This is a genomic window from Armatimonas sp. (genome assembly GCF_043757465.1).
Classification (GTDB): Bacteria; Armatimonadota; Armatimonadia; order Armatimonadales; family Armatimonadaceae; genus Armatimonas.
In genome coordinates, this window is record NZ_JAYVPL010000042.1 from 13,855 (window position 1) to 28,310 (window position 14,456).

A 14,456-nucleotide genomic window follows, 5' to 3' on the forward strand; every position below is an offset into this window, starting at 1 on the left:
AATGCCAATATGGATCCGCGATTTATCAACCGCCTCAAGGATATTGTCGGAGAAGACGGCATCCGGCTCGCTGATGCGCAGCGTGAAGCCTATGCTTCCGATGCCTACACCCTCGCCAAGGCACGCCCTGGTGTGATCGTGCTACCCCGGCTCACGGATCAGGTGGCGGCGATTGCCAAGCTCTGCAAAGACTTCAGTGTTCCTATGGTGCCCCGTGGCGCGGGAACGGGTCTGTCGGGTGGTGCGATGGCGCGTGAAGACGCGGTGCTGCTCTGCCTCTCGCGGATGAATGCGATTCTCTCCGTGGACACTGCCAACCGGCGTGTACGGGCGCAAGCGGGGGCTGTCAATACCTACCTGACAAAGGCAGTGGCAGCCGACGGCTATCAGTACGCGCCAGATCCATCGTCGCAAGGCGCTAGTACAATTGGGGGCAATATCGCCAACAATGCGGGCGGGCCGCACACGCTGAAATACGGCGTCACGGTTAATCATATTCTGGCGGTGCAGGTGGTGCTTCCCGATGGCCAGATCATGGAGATAGACGCCGACGAACACGGCTACGACTTACTGGGCGTCCTGGTTGGCTCGGAGGGGACAATGGGAATTATCACCGAAGCCACCGTTAAGATCGTCCCCAACCCCGAGGCCATTCGCACGCTGCTCGTGGTCTGTGACTCCGTGCTGACTGCCACGAATCTGATCTCCGCCATCATCGCCGAGGGGATTGTCCCCGCCGCGCTGGAGATGATTGACCAGACTATTCTGCGCGTGGTGGAGGAAACCTATAAGCTCGGCCTGCCGATAGATGCGGGGGCAGTGTTATTGGTCGAAGTGGACGGCGCAGAGATCGGCATTGCGCTCCAGGCATCGCGCGTGGAGGCGCTCTGCATTGCGGGTGGCGCGATTCGCGTCGAGGTGGCAAAAGACCCGGCGGAGCGGGCCAAGCTCTGGACGGCGCGTAAGAAGGCCGTCGGCTGCCTGGGCCGCCTCGCGCCGTCGCACGCCACGCAAGACGGGGTCGTGCCACGCACCAAGCTCCCTCAGATTCTCAAGGAGATCGAGGGGATTGCGGCAAAGCATAATCTTAAGATCGCCAATGTGTTTCACGCGGGCGACGGCAATCTTCACCCTGTCGTGCTCTTTGATGAGCGTGATCCCGACGAAGTCAAGCGCGTGCTGGCCGCCGGGGGCGATATTCTCCGCGCGTGTGTGGATGTCGGGGGCGCACTGACCGGCGAGCACGGGATTGGGCTGGAGAAGCAAGAGTTTCTGAGCATGATGTTCACCGAGGATGATATAGACACCATGTTGCGCCTGCGCTCGGTCTTCAACCCGGATGACTTACTCAACCCCGGCAAGCTCTTTCCCGTGGGCGGCAACTGCTGCCCGCACCTACCCCGCGCGGACGAAGCGCAGCTCAAAGGAATCGCAGCACGGGCATCAGGGATATGATGCTTCTCGGCTACTATCCCGACTGGGTTCGGGCTGCTTCTTCTGGGAAATTACTCAGGATGATGGAAGCCTTGTAGCGGCTACAAAATCCAACTCTGTGGTAAAATAGGGCCGCTATGCCCTCTATGCGTCAGATTCGCGGTCGTATTCGCACCGCCAAGAATATTCAACAAATTACCAAGGCGATGAAGATGGTCGCTGCGGCTCGTCTCAAGCGTGCCCAGGACCGTGTTGTCTCTGCTCGGCCCTACGCCAACAAGATGAAGGAAGTCATGGGCTCCCTCAGCAAGGCGGGCGCGGGAAATATCACGCACCCTCTGCTGGAAGTGCGCGAGCCGAGCAAAGTTGGGATCGTGATTATCAGTGCGGATCGTGGGCTCTGCGGTTCCTACTCCACCAACTTGCTCAAAAAAGTGCAGGAAGTGCTGCGCACCGGTGGCGTGGACGGCGGCGCGGTGACCCCGGAGACGACCAAGCTGCTGTTGGCGGGGCGCAAAGTGCAGACCTACTTCCGCCGCCGTCCCTATACGATCGCGGGTGAGTTCGTACTCAACATGACCAACCCCACTTTTGCCGAGGCGCAAGAGATTGCAAAACAGGCGCGTGATCTCTACATAAGCGGCGACGTGGATATTATCTACCTGGTCTACACCAAGTTCCTCTCCGCGCTCGTGCAGAAGCCGCTGATGGTTCAGATGCTCCCGATGGTGGCCGAAGACAACGACGATGGCAGCGTGGCGGGCAGTGAGGACTATATCTTCGAGCCGGATGCCGAGACACTCTTTGGCAACATGCTTCCCCGCTCCGTAGACACACTGGTCTATCAGGCGCTGATTGAGTCCGTGGCGAGCGAGCACGGTGCCCGTATGACCGCTATGTCCAGCGCGACAGACAACGCCGGAAAGATGATCGCTGGCCTGACGCTTGCGGCCAACCGTGCGCGGCAGGCCAGTATCACCAAAGAGCTCGCCGAGATCGTGGGCGGCGCAGACGCGCTCAAGGGCTAAGGGCTTTTTTTAGAGTGTCCCGAGGAACTCTAGCAGCTCCGCACGCTCCGTAGCACTCAGCTCCTGGTAGCGCAAGCGCACTGCCGTCGCCTCGCCGCCGTGCTCGCGAATCGCCGCGTCGGGGGTGGTGGCGCGGCCATCGTGGAGGAAGAACTTGCGTAGCCGCAGGCCCCAGAGCGGTGCGGTGCGGAAGTGCCTGCCGTCGGCGCTTCCCTGCACCACTCCATCGCCAAGTCCTGCGCCCAGGTCATGGGTCAGCAAGTCCGAGTAGAGGTTCGCGGGGCGGTTTGCCAGAGCCGCCACGGCGCTGTTGCCCGTTTGCAGAGTGGGAATATGGCACGCCGCGCACCGAATCCGCGTGAATACCTGGCCTCCCCGTACGCTCGTAAGTGTCGCCGGTGCTGGATCGGGCGCGGCGAGTAGGCGCATGAAGTCGGCAAAGAGCTGTAAGTCCCCGCCATCGTCTTCTGGCTCCGGTACGACATCATAGAGTGTCTTGCCCTGCGGCAGGAGGTCAGTGGAGAACACGGGGGTGGTGATTCCCATCTCGTTGAGATACGCATCGGCGGCGAAGTGCTCCAGAGTTGCCACTTGCGATTTCCAGCCAAAGCGCCCGACTTGCCGCTGGCCCGTGATGGGGCTGACCGCGTAGTTTGCCACGCCGGTGATGCCATCGGGATCGCCGCTCTTGATGTTCTTGAGAATCTCGCTGTCCGGGATGGCCTCCATCAGGCCCGCCCCAAAGAGTGGTGTGGTGATGCGCCGCGAGACATACTCCGCCCCTGCCGGTACTACCTCAGCGGGAATCGTGCAGGTGGGATCGAGTTCCGCGATCGAGCGGCGCTGAATGACCGGCCCGCCCAGCGCAACTAAGTCGCTGTAGCTCGCCCCCGAACCCGCCCCGATACGGGTCACGCGTGAGAGCACGAGATCTTCCCCTGCGCCGCCAACACCGCCCGCCGAGTGGCACTCCCCACAGCCTCGACCATTGAAGACCGGCCCAAGCCCCTCGTCTACATCTTCCTCACTGGCGAAAACGGTCTTGCCTTTCTCAAAGAGCTCCAGCTCCGCCCGAGTTAGTCCGGGTGTCTCTGCACCGATGGGGGTAAAAACCTGGCTCATTCCCCCACACGCCCCCACTCCCAGAAAAAGGGTCGCGGTCATCGCTACGTGTAATCGTTTTTTCATTTTAGACTCCCTCTTTTTTCCACAGGCTCCTGCGCCTGCTTAGGGTGTAGAGTAGTTCGGTCAGATGAAGAAGTCATGAAGATTTTCATGTATTTTTAATATCTCGCACAAGGGGTTGTTCGGCTCAGGGGATATGCACTTTCCAGAGGATGCCCTCACGGTGTAGCTCTGTCAGGTCGCTGTTGCCCTCTGCGAGGGTGGTGATGACAGTGGCGCGCTCTGCCCTAACAATAATACGAGTGACGGTTCGAGGGTCGAACTTCACAAACTTTCCAAACTCTTTCAGGTCTCTTAGATAGGCGGTTATCCCGAGTTTCTCCTCCTGACGATCCCAGGATGCCAGAGTTTCTTTGGAGGCCAGCTCCCGCATCGCCGGGTAGTCGGCTTTGTGTGTGGCGGCAAAGTAACGTCTGAGCAGCGCGACGAGAGGATGTCCCTGCGCCTCCTCTCCGGTGACGATCTTCTTCAGGGGGGGCAGGAGGCTGATACGGGCCCGGAACGTGGCTTCGTAGTGAGCTGAAGCTGTCGCCTCCGAGAAAACAACCTTGCCCTCGATGGCCCCATCGGCGATGTTGAGTGTCGTGAAGTACTTCTTGCCCTCGATGGTGAAGCTGCTGACAGCTCCGGGGCGGGGCGGATAGACCAGCCCAGAGAAGTTCTCCGCCGGGTCCGGTTTGTGGAACTCAAACTCCACCCCGACTAACTTACCGTCTTGCTGAAGTGGATAGCGCCCCCGGGTTCCCTCCCGCGCTTTCATCGCCACAGGCTGGTCGGTGAGCAGCAGCCGCAGGAGCTTACGCGGTGGATCGGACTCATCGTCGGCGAGCTCAAAGGCGTAGGCGAACTTGAGAAGCGTGGCTTTCCCGCTCAGTGTGAGGGTGCCCTCGGCGGTCTGAAAAAATCCCATGCACTATTATGCCCTCATTCAAGAGGGATTTCCTGTTGCGCTAGCGAACCAGAGTCTACGATGCATCGTGGCGTACTCACTCTCGCGCTTGGAGCGCTTCCCCTCGCTCTCGCACTAGCCGCTCCGCAGCCACAGGGCTCATCGGAGGTTTTTGAAAAATCCGTTCGTCCCGTGCTGGCGGAAAAGTGTCTGTCTTGCCACGGTGCGGCGCAGCAGCTCGGGGGCGTGCGGCTGGATCAGAAGCTCTCTTTAGCACAAACACAAAAGCTAATCGCCGCAGTGGGCTACCAAGGAGCGGTCAAGATGCCGCCGTCGGGCAAGCTTCCCCAGAGCGAGCGAGTGGTGCTGATAAGCTGGGCACAGAGCGGGGCGGCGCTCCCCGCACTCCCTACACTCCCCACACTCCCCACACTCCCCCGGCCTCGTTCCTCGGCCACCCCCTCTCGCTCTGCTCCACGTTCCGTGGGACGAGAAGGGGGAGGGAACTGGCCCTACTCGCCTGTCACGCTCTCGCTGGCACCGCCGGTTGTGGGAGCGCGGACAGATATAGATGCCTTTCTGCTGGCGAAGCTCAAAGCTAAAGGACTGGGTTTCGCGCCTAAAGCCGATAAACGCACGCTCATTCGGCGAATTAGCTTCGATCTCACCGGCCTGCCGCCCACGCCCGAGCGGGTCGAGGCGTTTGTGAGAGACATGCGGCCTGATGCGTATGAAAAACTCGCCGACGAACTACTTGCCTCCTCAGCGTACGGTGAGCGCTGGGGGCGGCACTGGCTGGATGTGGCCCGCTACGCCGACTCCGCCGATGCACGTGGTCTGGGCAGCGAGGGGGATATTAGCGAGGCGTGGCGCTACCGCGACTGGGTGATTGGTGCGCTCAACGCCGATTTGCCCTACACCGAGTTCATCAAGCAGCAGCTCGCGGGTGATCTTTATGGCGATCCCGTCCCGACCGGCTTTCTGGCGATTGGCAACTGGGGTAATGGCGATGCGGACAAAGATAAAATTCTGACGGATATCGCCGACGATCAGGTGGATGTGACGAGCCGGGCATTTTTAGGGCTCACCGTCGGCTGCGCCCGCTGCCACGACCATAAGTTCGATCCGCTCTCGACCCGCGATTACTATGCCATGGCGGGGGTTTTCTTCTCCAGCCATATCTTGCCCAAGCTCACTCCCAAGGGCGCGGGCGAGATGATGCTGCGTATTCCCCTCGAAACCCTGGCGCAGAAAGCCGCCCGTGAAAAGCTCGCCGTGGTCGAAAAGCAACTCGCCGACGAGCGGGGAGCGGCCCGAAAAGCCGTCGCGCTGGCGTGGGCGCAAGAGGCGGCGCAGGGCCGCATCCCTGAGAATGCGGAGCGACGCTGGCAGGAGTTTCTAGCGTTGGATGGCCCACCAACCCTCCGCACGCCGATGCAGCGCGTCGGCGATATCGCGGGGGTGGATGGTGTCAAGGGCGATAAACCCGCCGTGAGCGCGACGGTCAACACCACGGGACAGGCGCAGCGTATCCTGACGTTTACCCTCCCGCCGCGCTCGGTGAATGTCCATCCTAGCCCCAACGCCGGGGTCGCAGCAGTCTGGAAGGCGGCGCGTGCGGGGACGTTTGCGGTTGAAGCCACGCTTGCCGATGCTGACCCGGCCTGTGGCGATGGCTTCGCCTGGGAGCTACGTCTGGGCGAAGTGGTGCTCGCCGCCGGGAAAGTCGCTAATGGAGGCACCGCGCCGCCGCTCAAGCGGGAGGTAACAGTCAAGGCGGGTGAGATGCTTCTGCTGTGTGTGTTGCCCGGCGGCGAGTACTCTTGCGACACCACAACGATTGGCTGGAAAGTGGGCAGCGACGATCTCACCGCCGACGCGCTCACTCATCCTGGCCAAGGGAGCTTTGGCCCCTGGCGCTTCGTGGATCTCGGCCCGGTTCAGCGTACTGCCCAGACGGAGGCTATTATCACGGCCTGGAAGTCTGGCGACCGCACGAAAGCCCTCGCACTCGCCGCTGCGCTTCCCGTGGAACAGAGCCCGTTTCTGCCTGACAGTGACAACCAGCTCCTCGCTGATACCCAGGCCCGTTTGACGGCACTAGAGCGCGAGCGCACCACGCTCCAAACCCAAATCCCCGCTGTACCCCAGATCGCCAATGGGATCGCGGAGGGCGGGGTTCCCGGCACGCCGCATGAAGGCATCCACGATGTGAAAGTGCACAAACGGGGCCGCTACGACAATTTAGGCGAGCTGGTACCGCGCGGCGCTCCGGTCGTGCTGGGTGGTGGGCCTCTCAAAATAGCATCAGGGAGCGGGCGTCGCGAGCTCGCGGAGTGGATCGCGAGTGATAAAAATCCGATGACGGCGCGGGTGATCGTCAACCGGCTCTGGCAGGGGCACTTCGGGCGTGGGATTGTCGCCACCCCCAGCAACTTCGGCAAGCTCGGTGAAAAGCCCAGTCACCTGGAGCTTCTGGACTATCTGGCAAGCGAGCTGGTGCGGCGCGGCTGGAGCCTCAAAGCCCTCCATAAGCTCATCGTCACCAGCGATGCCTACCAGCAGTCATCGGTGCCATCTGCCCTCGCCCTCGCTCGCGACACAGACAATCGCCTGCTCTCCCGCGCCCCACGCCGCCGCTTAGAAGCCGAAGCGCTCCGCGATAGCCTGCTAGCCGCCTCGGGCAAGCTCGACAGAGCGCCCGGCGGCCTCGCCTTCCGCGAGCTTTCTACCCCGCGCCGGACGGTCTACTCGATGACGATCCGCTCGGACAGAACCGGCTTCGGGCCGCTCTTCGATAGCGCCGATCCCACCAACAGCGCCGAGAAACGCACGCTCTCGACGGTCGCCCCGCAGGCGCTCTATCTCCTCAACAGCCCCTTCGCCCTGGAGCAGGCGCAGGCACTCGCCACCCGCCTCAAAGCCCACACCGGCACTGATGTCGGGCGCATCGCCTACGCCTACAAATTGCTCTATGCCCGTCCGCCCTCAGCCAGAGAGCTCGCCCTCGGCCAGAGCTTCTTAACTAAAATGGCAACCGACGGCTGGGACGCCTATGCCCAGGCGCTGTTCTGCGCCAACGAGTTCTGCTATGTGGACTAGCCTGCCCCCTAGCCCCCGTCCGACGGGGGAATACTGCGGTACAATTTCGCCATGCATCTGACACGTCTCTCGGTTCAAGGCTTTCGGTCACTCAAGGACATCACCTGGCAGCCGGGGAAACTCAACGTCGTCATTGGGCCGAATGGAAGTGGAAAATCGAACATTATTAAGTTGTTTGATATACTCTGTGAAAGTGCAAAAGGCAGACTGGAGGATCATGTAAAAAATGAAGGGGGAGCAAAGGCGCTACTTTGGGATGGAATACTAGAAAATATCATAACAAAACTAAATATCCAGTATATAAAAGATGTAGAACTCGAATATTTACTAAATCTTAAAAATCCGAACAGACATCACGAAGCTAGTAAATTTGCCATTGAAAATGAATGTCTAAAATCAGACAAGATTCTGTTTTCAAAATTAAAAACTATCGGAAAATTAGAAATACCAAATTATGAAACGGAGTTAAGTCGTTTTTCAATCGAAAAAGTTAATTTAACTCGATTTTCAGCCCTCGTATATGTAAGAGATATTTCACTGTTTTATAATTTTGACACATCGAAAAATTCTTCTCTTAGAATGCCTGTTCTTACAGAATATGAAAAAAAGCCGAGCAAGAATGGAGAAAATATTGTCAATGTTCTTCACACTCTCTATTCTGAGAATCGTGAGTTTAAGAAAATTATCAATGATTCGATGAAAGCGGCGTTTGGGGATGATTTTGAGGAGCTGGTTTTTCCGCCCGCTTCGGATCAAAGAGTTCAGATGCGGATCCGGTGGAAATCGCTGAAGCGGGAGCAGTCGGCGGCGGATTTATCCGATGGGACGTTGCGGTTCTTGTTCTTGCTCGCCGTGCTCGCCAACCCAGAGCCTGCGCCGCTGATCGCCATTGACGAGCCGGAGACGGGCCTGCATCCGACGATGATGCCGCTGATCGCGGAGCTTGCCGTGGAAGCGTCGAAGAAGACGCAGGTGATTTTCACGACCCACTCCGACCAGTTTCTCGACGCTTTCCGCGACACGCGCCCAACGACAACCGTGGCGAAGTGGGAGGATGGGCAGACAAAACTGCATATCGTGGACGACGATGAGCTGAAGCACTTTCTCAAAGATTACTCCCTCGGGGCGCTCTTTCGCTCCGGCGAGCTGGAGTCCGAGTTCCTGGCACGGCGGCAGGACGGGGCGTGAGCAAGAAGTTTATTCTCTTTGTCGAGGGCTACACCGAGATGGAGGGCCTGGTCGGGTTTCTCAAGCGCTGGCTGGATGCGCGGCTCGACGCGCCAGTGGGGATCGTTCCTGTGCGCTTCGAGGGCTGGAGCGATCTGGTGCGCGATGCAAAGAAGAAAGCCAATGTCTATCTGACTTCCCCAAAGCAGAGCGAGATTATCGCGGTGATCGGGCTGATTGATCTGTATGGCGTGACACTCTACCCGGATGATATTACCAGCGTGGCAGAGCGCTATAAATGGCTCAAAAAAGACATTGAGGACAAAGTTGGGCAGGAGCGCTACCGGCAGTTTTTCGCGGTTCACGAGACCGAAGCCTGGTTTCTCGCGAGCCTGAGTGCCTTTCCTACCGAGGTACGCAAGGCGCTAGAGAAAAAAGCGGCGCACCCAGAGCGCGTGAACTTTGACACGCCACCCGCTAAACTCTTACAGGCCACGTTCTCGCGGGAGCTGAAGCGCGACTACAAAAAAGTGACCGAGGCACGGAACCGTTTTCCCAAGCTCGACCCGGAGCTCGTGGCGGCAAAGTGCCCCTATTTACAGCAAATGTTAGAGGAGCTGCTAAAGCTAGCCGAGGAAGCACGACAATGACACGACGTAAGATGTTACAAAACTGGGGTACGGGCTTTGGAATGCTCGGCCTGGCGGGCCTGCTCGCCGACGATGCTGTTGCTAACCCCCTCTCGTCCCCGCGAAGCGGGAAGGAGAGCGAGAGGGGGTCGGCGCAGCCGGGGGGAGTGTCTAGGGGGCCAAAAGCCAAGCGGGTGATCTTTCTGTTCATGTCCGGTGGACCGTCGCACGTGGACACGTTCGATCCCAAGCCGCGCCTGACCGCCGAGACAGGAAAGCCACTGCCGTTTGCCAAGCCATCGCTGGAGCGCACCAAGACCGGCAACTTGCTCGGCTCACCGTGGCAGTTCAAGAAACACGGGCAGTGCGGAACCGAAGTGAGCGAGCTCTTTCCCAAAGTTGCGGAGTGCGTGGACGACATGTGCGTGATTCGCTCGATGGTCGCCGACAACATCAATCATAACGGTGCGTGCCTCCAGATGAACACCGGTGAGCAGGCGTTTTCGAGGCCGTCGCTGGGTTCATGGCTTTTGTATGGGCTGGGAACGGCCAATAAGAACCTGCCGGGCTATGTCGTGCTCTCGCCCGCGCAGCCTGCACAAGGGGCACCGCTCTGGACCAGCAGCTTTCTGCCCGCCGCGTTTCAGGGAACGCTGGTCTCAGATCTCAAGAACCCCATCGCCAATCTGAGCAATGCAAAACTCTCCGCGCAGAAGCAGCGTGAGCAGCTTGACTTACTCTCTCAGCTCAATGCGGCACACAAAGCCATACGGCCCGGTGATGCGCAATTAGAGGGGCGTATTCAGAGCTTCGAGCTCGCGTTTCGGATGCAGCGTGAGGCTCCCGAGGCGTTTGATGTGGAGCGCGAGAGCCCCGAGACCAAGAAGCTCTACGGCCTAGACAACCCGCTCACCGAGACGTTCGGGCGGCAGTGCCTGATGGCGCGGCGGCTGGTCGAGCGCGGCGTACGGATGGTGCAGGTCTACCACACCCAAACCTCCAAGCGGGCGAGCTGCCAGCTCTGGGATCAACACGGGGGGCTGAAAGCGGAGCTACCCAATAATTGCGCCGCCACCGATCAACCGATTGCCGCGCTCCTCAAAGACCTGAAAGCACGGGGTTTATTGGAAGACACGCTCGTGGTCTGGGGCGGGGAGTTTGGCCGCACGCCCACGGCGGAGAGTATGGATGGCCGCGAGCACCACCCGTTTGGCTTCTCGATGTGGCTGGCGGGTGGCGGTGTCAAAGGTGGCATGGTTCATGGCTCCACCGATGAGTACGGCTGGCACGCCGAAGATAAGAAAGTTCATGTGCATGACCTGCACGCCACGATTCTGCACCTGATGGGAATAGATCACACCAAACTGACGTATCTTTACGGAGGCCGCAACTACCGCCTCACCGATGTCTACGGTACGGTGGTGACCGATATTCTGGCCTAATCTACACTTTTGCCCAGTGCACGTCGGGGTGGCCTTCATGTGTGGCGAGAAGCTCTAGAAGCGGCTCCAGCTCGCGGTGGATCAGTGGGAGAAGCCGTTGACATTGAGAAAGCCACAGGGCTTCTGGTGAGCGTTGATCTGCGCCCAGGTCAGCATCTCAAACATCTCGTCTAATGTCCCAAAGCCGCCCGGCAGTGCAATAAACCCATCGGCGAGCGCCGACATCTTCGCCTTGCGCTCGTGCATGGAGCTGACAATGTGCAGCTCGGTGAGGTTTGTGTGGGCCAGCTCGCGATCCTCCATAAAGTCCGGGAGCACCCCGACAGCGCGCCCGCCTGCCGTCAGAGCTGCATCCGCGACCGCGCCCATCAGCCCGCAGCTCGCCCCGCCGTAGATCAGGCTCCAACCACGTGCCGCCAGTGCGGTGCCCAGCACGTGGGCTGCCTCAAAGTACACCGGTTTTGCCTTTGACGACGACCCACAGTACACGCAGATCGCCTTCACCTGCCCCACTTTGCCTTTCGTACGGCTTCGATCCAGGCATCGGCGAGGAGCTGGGGGCCGGAGTAGGTGGGCTCGGATATCTCCAGCGTGTCGCGCTGCCAGCGGGCCTCCAAATCTGTTTGAAAGAGGGTTCGGGTGTCGGGAGCAAAGGCTGCAAGGGGTTCCGTGTAGGCCGTATCGTTCACCGTCACAGTCATACCGCTCACGTCCTGTCCACCTACAGCAACGTGGGCGGACAGGACGAGGCACGAAGAACTAGATCTTGGGCTTAGCCTTACCATCCACGAGAGTGAAGGAGATTTTGGTGCCCGCAGGAAGCTCTGTGTCATCGGCATCTAAGCTGAGCTTGCCGGTGGCGGTGTTGGGTGATGGTGCCGTCGTGACAATGCCAATCACGGTGCTAAAGTTCGTTCCCGAAAAATTGATATTGCTGATCTCTACTTTAGCAGCGGGGATGTAGGTATTGGTGGTGCCCTGACGCGTAAAAGTCACGGGGCCAGCAACACTTGCGGAGGCGTCTACGGAGCGCGCACCATCGGTGTCGCTGAGCGTCACTTTCAGGGTGATATTTCTCAAGGAGAACGTGGTGGGGGCTGTTGCGCCGCCGGGCATCGTGACAGTGGCATTGCTGAGCGACTGTCTGAGTATTAATTGGTTGAGCTTGTTCACTTGCTCCAGGGTCTGATCGTTGAAATTTGCAGTCGCGCTGACACTGCCTGAGATTGTGGCTCGTCCGCTTCCAATGACTGCTTCAGCGATTTGGCCATTGAGGTTGGCCATATTATCTACCTCAGGGATAACACTGTTGATGGCACTGTTAACCGCACCACAACCACTAAGAGCGAGAACAGTCAGTGCCCCTGCTAGAGTGAGGAAACGTCCTCGTTGCATTGATTTTGAAGTGTTTTTCATTGTTTTATTTCTTTCCTATGGAGACGATACCTGGCGTTTATGCAAAGAGCTAGAATCCGATCTGACTCTTGCAATTGTTCTCCATGACAGAACAGTATCAGGCTACTCTGAATTATTCCTGAAATCCATTTTGTTTGCAATAGGGGATCCCTTTTTGGGGTTAACCCAGGTAGGAAATCACGGCGCGCCCATCGCCACTCGGCGTGCTCGCCGTTCCACCCACACCAACTCCCGCAACATAGTCAGAGTCTGTACTGCCGCCGGGAACTGCTCCGGTCGCGCTGGAAAGGCTTCCCGAAGCCCCTGCCGCGCTGGCGCTTGAGGAGGTGAGGCTGGACACGAGGGATGACCCGCCGCCGCCGCCGCCACCGTTAAAGCCGCTTCCGCTTCCGCTTCCGCCGCCCCAGTAGCCGCCGCCCCCACCGCCACTGGAGCCGTCGCCACCTTTGAACTGGCTCCCTGCGGTTCCCACGAATCCCCCCACGCCATTCACTCCACCCGCTGTTTGACTACCACCACCGCCCCCGCCAAAACCACTGTTGGTGCTGCCACTGGTTCCGGATGTCAGCCCCCCCCCGCCGCCATTTGCCCCGCCGCCGCCCCCCGCTGCCGTCACCTTCTCATCCGTGACCACGGCAAGATTAGCGCTGAGCCGAATCGCGGAGCGACCGCCGCCCCCACTATAACCGGCCCCGCCGCCGCCAAATCCGCCGCCGCCGCCCACCCCGCTGGTGGTATTGCCGCCGCCCACGATAATCGTGAGAGTACTGAGCGGCGTGACCGCAAGACTCCCTGTCACGAAGGCACCCGCTCCGCCCGCATAACCACCTCCCGCCCCCCAGAGCTTGACGCTCAGAGATGTCACGCCCGCAGGCACCACAAAGCTCTGCAAGCCCCCGGTGTAGCTGAAGGCTTGCTTGATCGTGGGACGTGGGGTCGGGGTAGGGGTGGGAACGGGAGTTGCCGTCGGCTTAGGAGTGGCGGTCGGAACCGGAGACGGTGTTGGAGTGGGGCCCGTGTCCGGTGTAGGCGTTGGGGTCGGCGTTGGCGTGGGATCGGAAGCACTCCCACTGCTCCCGCAGCCTTGTAAAATACCCAGCGCACTTGTTACCGAGAGCGCCAGTGCTGTCAGAAAGCCGCCTCGGGTGAGAGGCAGGGGAGCCATTGGAGTTTTCATGCTCCTATTCTATCGCCCCCTGCCTCCTTCCTCGACTTCCTGGGCACCCCCTGGGTGCGGGCTCCGCGAAGGGAGGTATCTCGGTTGAGGTGCCCTATTTACCTTTTCGATCCGATTGTAGAGTTGTAGAGAGGCAGGCTCTTTTGAAGCCTGCCAAGAGATGTTTGTTTTAGCTCTGGTAGGTGATCACGACCATTCCATTGCCGCCCACCTGGTTGTTTGCCCCCCCGATACCGATACCTGCAACGTAGTCGGGGTCGGTTGCGCCCCCCGGAAGCACAGCACTGGATTTATCTGCCGAAGCTATCTGGGTCTTGCCATCCGCGCTGATGACATTGGTCAGCTTGTTGATCTTAGATGAACCACCGCCGCCGCCGCCGTTGCTCGTATTACCACCACCCGCACCGCCGTAGTAGCCGGCACCACCGCCGCCGCTGCTCTTTTCACCGTTGCCCCCAGAGACCAGATTGCCTGCGGTTCCCGAATTCACTCCTCCCCCCGCAACGCCCCCGGCTGTCTGGGTGCCGCCTGCGCCGCCACTTCCCGTCCCTCCGGAAGCGCCCGTCAGCCCCGTGGTCACGCCCCCACCACCACCGCCATAAAACTGTCCACCGCCACCGGCCCCCACAAAAACACCGTTTGAGAAGGTCGAATCGAGGGGGAAAGGTACAATCCCGACGGCTCCGCCTCCACTGCCACCAGCCCAAGCGGCATCCCCATTCCCCGTGCCACCAAGACCGTAGGCCGCAGTGGTCGTTCCATTGAGCTTCACGGCTCCTCCTGGTCCGACAGAAATGCCGAGTGTCACACCAGGCGTAACCGCAAAGTCCCCGCTGACAAAAGCGCCGGACCCACCGTTCTGTCCCCCGCCCGCGCCCCACATCTTGACATGAATCGCATACGGGTACATTCCCCGGAGCTTGCTCCGTGACCGCTTGGGATACGTGGGCATCTCTTAGGATGCCCACTTCTTCTGTGGCTTCGGCT

At 59.8% G+C, this 14,456-nt stretch carries 12 protein-coding genes and 1 pseudogene; 6 read left to right on the forward strand and 7 right to left on the reverse strand.

What is annotated here, in order from left to right; genetic code table 11:
- The first annotated feature begins 9 nt into the window (after positions 1–9).
- Both ACH2ED_RS05590 and atpG read left to right on the forward strand, forming a co-directional pair.
- Complete coding sequence (locus ACH2ED_RS05590) at positions 10–1,455, forward strand: FAD-binding oxidoreductase (RefSeq protein ID WP_395089220.1); 1,446 nt, start codon at positions 10–12, stop codon at positions 1,453–1,455.
- Between the two features lie 116 nt (positions 1,456–1,571).
- Complete coding sequence (gene atpG, locus ACH2ED_RS05595) at positions 1,572–2,462, forward strand: ATP synthase F1 subunit gamma (RefSeq protein WP_395089221.1); 891 nt, start codon at positions 1,572–1,574, stop codon at positions 2,460–2,462.
- Positions 2,463–2,471: 9 nt separating this feature from the next.
- Here atpG and ACH2ED_RS05600 read toward each other — a convergent pair whose 3' ends face one another.
- Both ACH2ED_RS05600 and ACH2ED_RS05605 read right to left on the reverse strand, forming a co-directional pair.
- Positions 2,472–3,650, reverse strand: a complete 1,179-nt coding sequence (locus ACH2ED_RS05600) for a di-heme oxidoredictase family protein (RefSeq protein WP_395089222.1) — start codon at positions 3,648–3,650, stop codon at positions 2,472–2,474.
- A gap of 124 nt (positions 3,651–3,774) precedes the next feature.
- The gene (locus tag ACH2ED_RS05605) at positions 3,775–4,557 is read right to left on the reverse strand and encodes a hypothetical protein (RefSeq protein WP_395089223.1); all 783 of its coding nucleotides are present in this window, start codon (positions 4,555–4,557) and stop codon (positions 3,775–3,777) included.
- A gap of 60 nt (positions 4,558–4,617) precedes the next feature.
- Here ACH2ED_RS05605 and ACH2ED_RS05610 point away from each other — a divergent pair, with 60 nt between their 5' ends.
- Genes ACH2ED_RS05610 through ACH2ED_RS05625 form a run of 4 tightly spaced genes read left to right on the forward strand, consistent with a single transcriptional unit; the run spans position 4,618 to position 10,876 of the window.
- Positions 4,618–7,638, forward strand: a complete 3,021-nt coding sequence (locus ACH2ED_RS05610; RefSeq protein ID WP_395089224.1) for a DUF1549 and DUF1553 domain-containing protein — start codon at positions 4,618–4,620, stop codon at positions 7,636–7,638.
- A 51-nt stretch (positions 7,639–7,689) separates the two neighbouring features.
- A complete protein-coding gene (locus ACH2ED_RS05615) occupies positions 7,690–8,826 on the forward strand; it encodes an AAA family ATPase (protein WP_395089225.1) in 1,137 nt (378 codons plus the stop codon).
- Positions 8,823–9,455 (forward strand): DUF4276 family protein, encoded by a 633-nt coding sequence (locus tag ACH2ED_RS05620; RefSeq protein WP_395089226.1) that lies wholly within the window; start codon positions 8,823–8,825, stop codon positions 9,453–9,455. The genes ACH2ED_RS05615 and ACH2ED_RS05620 overlap by 4 nt, the downstream gene beginning before the upstream one ends.
- A complete protein-coding gene (locus ACH2ED_RS05625; protein WP_395089227.1) occupies positions 9,452–10,876 on the forward strand; it encodes a DUF1501 domain-containing protein in 1,425 nt (474 codons plus the stop codon). Before ACH2ED_RS05620 ends, ACH2ED_RS05625 begins: the two co-directional genes overlap by 4 nt.
- A gap of 90 nt (positions 10,877–10,966) precedes the next feature.
- Here the strand turns inward: ACH2ED_RS05625 and ACH2ED_RS05630 are convergent.
- From ACH2ED_RS05630 to ACH2ED_RS05650, 5 genes and pseudogenes are all read right to left on the reverse strand, one after another.
- A pseudogene (locus ACH2ED_RS05630) lies at positions 10,967–11,380 on the reverse strand (TIGR00730 family Rossman fold protein); the annotation flags it as partial.
- Positions 11,377–11,586, reverse strand: coding sequence for a hypothetical protein (locus tag ACH2ED_RS05635; RefSeq protein WP_395089228.1), 210 nt, complete (start codon positions 11,584–11,586; stop codon positions 11,377–11,379). The pseudogene ACH2ED_RS05630 and the gene ACH2ED_RS05635, both read right to left, overlap by 4 nt.
- Positions 11,587–11,635: 49 nt before the next feature.
- Positions 11,636–12,271: a hypothetical protein gene (locus ACH2ED_RS05640; RefSeq protein WP_395089229.1), complete on the reverse strand. Its 636-nt coding sequence runs from the start codon at positions 12,269–12,271 to the stop codon at positions 11,636–11,638.
- Between the two features lie 181 nt (positions 12,272–12,452).
- Positions 12,453–13,469 (reverse strand): glycine-rich protein, encoded by a 1,017-nt coding sequence (locus ACH2ED_RS05645; protein ID WP_395089230.1) that lies wholly within the window; start codon positions 13,467–13,469, stop codon positions 12,453–12,455.
- A 169-nt stretch (positions 13,470–13,638) separates the two neighbouring features.
- On the reverse strand, positions 13,639–14,421 hold the full coding sequence (locus ACH2ED_RS05650; protein ID WP_395089231.1) for a glycine-rich protein: 783 nt from the start codon (positions 14,419–14,421) through the stop codon (positions 13,639–13,641).
- Positions 14,422–14,456: the final 35 nt, after the last annotated feature.